Annotated in this window: 3 protein-coding genes; 2 read left to right on the forward strand and 1 reads right to left on the reverse strand. The window is 68.8% G+C overall.

Annotated elements, in window-relative coordinates; genetic code table 11:
- Nucleotides 1-367 precede the first annotated feature (367 nt).
- Nucleotides 368-907: a DsbA family protein gene (locus AC2W7M_RS24305; protein WP_486135588.1), complete on the forward strand. Its 540-nt coding sequence runs from the start codon at nucleotides 368-370 to the stop codon at nucleotides 905-907.
- A 40-nt stretch (nucleotides 908-947) separates the two neighbouring features.
- On the opposite strand, the gene AC2W7M_RS24310 is transcribed toward AC2W7M_RS24305, so the two are convergent.
- A complete protein-coding gene (locus AC2W7M_RS24310; RefSeq protein WP_486135584.1) occupies nucleotides 948-1,394 on the reverse strand; it encodes a tautomerase family protein in 447 nt (148 codons plus the stop codon).
- A gap of 106 nt (nucleotides 1,395-1,500) precedes the next feature.
- Here AC2W7M_RS24310 and AC2W7M_RS24315 point away from each other — a divergent pair.
- A partial coding sequence (locus AC2W7M_RS24315; RefSeq protein ID WP_486135586.1) for a LysR family transcriptional regulator occupies nucleotides 1,501-2,103 on the forward strand: 603 nt, incomplete at its 3' end.

Genomic DNA, 2,103 nt, shown 5'->3' on the forward strand with positions numbered 1-2,103 from the left:
GCGCGCTGCGCCGGCTCTCCGTCGAGGTGACCAAGCCGTGATCCGGCGCGCGTTGCCGCCTTGGATGCGCCATGCTAGAGGCCGAACATCTTTTCCTGGAGCACGACGCGGCTCCCGACCCATGCTGAATTCGCCTCCCGAGCGCAGAAGACACGCCTCTTTCCGCGGCCGGAACGGCCGCACGGGGCGGCCGCCTTCGCCGCGCGCCAGGACCTGCCGGAGACCCGTCCGATGATGTTCACCCGCCGTCGCCTGCTCACCGGCGCTGCCACCATCGCCCTCGCTGCCGGCCTCGGCCTGCCGCTCGCTCCCGGGCGAGGCGTTCGCCCAGTCCGCCGACGGGCGCCCGGTCGATGCGGCCAAGGTGATGCTGCCCGACGCCAGCCCCCTGCCGGTGAAGGCGCTGGGCGAGGCCAATGCCCCGGTGACCATCGTGGAGTACGCCTCCATGACGTGCAGCCACTGCGCCGCCTTCCACACGGGCACCTTTCCGGAACTGAAGAAGAAGTACATCGACACCGGCAAGGTGCGCTTCATCTTCCGCGAATTTCCGTTCGAGCCGGTGGCGACCGCCGCTTTCATGCTGGCGCGCTGCATGCCGGACGACAAATACTATCCCATGATCTCGACCTTGTTCGAGACCCAGAAGGCGTGGGCGTTCGGCAACGATCCAGCCGCCGGCCTGCTTCAGGTCGCGCGTCAGGCGGGCATGAGCCAGCAGGAGTTCGAGAAGTGCCTGACCGACCAGGCGCTGGCGGAGAAGGTGCAGGCGAGCGCGCTCTACGCCAATAAGGAACTGGGCGTGAACGCCACGCCGAGCTTCATCATCAACGGCAAGCTCTATTCCGGCGCGCTCTCCATCGCCGACATGGACAAGATCCTCACCCCCCTGCTCGCTGGCAAGTGACGGCCCCGGCCCGAGCCGTCCGCTCGGGCCGTTTTCCCGGTCATGCCGCAGGCGCGGCCTTGAGCTTCGCCGTCCGGGCGCGCGCCTCCTGGTAGCGCGCCTCTTGGTAGCGCGCTTCTTGGGTGCGTCCGCCATAGCCATAGGCGTCCGCCTTCACCTCCCGCACCAGCACGTAGCTTTCCGGGTCGAGATCCGGCAGAAGCGTGGCCATGGCCGCGTGCACCGCCTCCAGGAACGCCGCCTTCTCGTCCTTCGTGTTTGTGCCGTCGGTGACGATCACGTCGAGGGCGAAGGAGCGCGTGGCCTTGTCGGCCAGCGCGCGGCCGGCCGTGAACCAGTGTTCCCGTGGCACGAACGCGACCTTGACCGCGGTCACGGCCGGGTCCTTGCGCAGGATGTCGCGGGTGAGGGCGGAAAGTCGCGTCGCCACCGCGTGGGCGAGGGCGTCGTCCGGGGCGCCGGACAGGGACACATTGAGAAGCGGCATGGGGACTCTCCCGGGGCGGCAGAATGCCGTCGCGACAGGGATACGCCGCTCCCATCAATCAGAAAAATTGAATTGAACAATACAGATATTTTGCGATGCTCATAGGATGACGCGCAATCTCGAACTCGATCTCCTGCGCAGCTACGTGGCGGTGGCCGATCTCGGCTCCATCTCCGCGGCGGCGCGCCGCGTGGGCCGCACCCAGTCGGCGGTGAGCCTGCAGATGGACCGCCTCGCCGAGGCGCTCGGTTTCCAGGTTCTGGAGCGCAAGGGCCGCACGGTGGTGCCGACCCAGCGCGGCGGCGCCTTCCTGGACGATGCGCGGCGCCTGCTCGACCTGAACGACCAGGTGCTGGCGCAGCACGTCCACGGCACCTTCGCGCAGCCGCTGCGGCTCGGCTTCGTCCAGGACGTGGGCGAGGACGTGCTGGAGCGCATCCTGACCCGCATCAGCGCCCATTTTCCGCAGGCGCCGGTGTCGGTGCGGGTGTGCGCCACCTCGTCGATCCTGGACCAGTTGCGGGCCGAGGAACTGGACGTGGGGGTCGGCTTCCGGATCGAGAGCGCACCTTCCGGCGCGCCGCTTCCTGCGCGGAGCCCATGCTCTGGATCGCCGCCGCAACCTGCGGCTCGACCGCGACGCGCCGGTGCCGCTGGTGCTGTTCGAGCATCCCTGCGTGTGCCGCAGCGCCGCCATCGCCGGCGTGGG

It is taken from the genome of Xanthobacter sp. BG11Y11_SDJG (assembly GCF_057364445.1).

Excerpts from the sequence above, each read along its gene's own strand:
- AC2W7M_RS24305 (WP_486135588.1), top strand. The coding sequence starts at position 368 with ATGCTGCCCGACGCCAGCCCCCTGCCGGTGAAGGCGCTGGGCGAGGCC.
- AC2W7M_RS24310 (WP_486135584.1), bottom strand. The coding sequence starts at position 1,394 with ATGCCGCTTCTCAATGTGTCCCTGTCCGGCGCCCCGGACGACGCCCTC.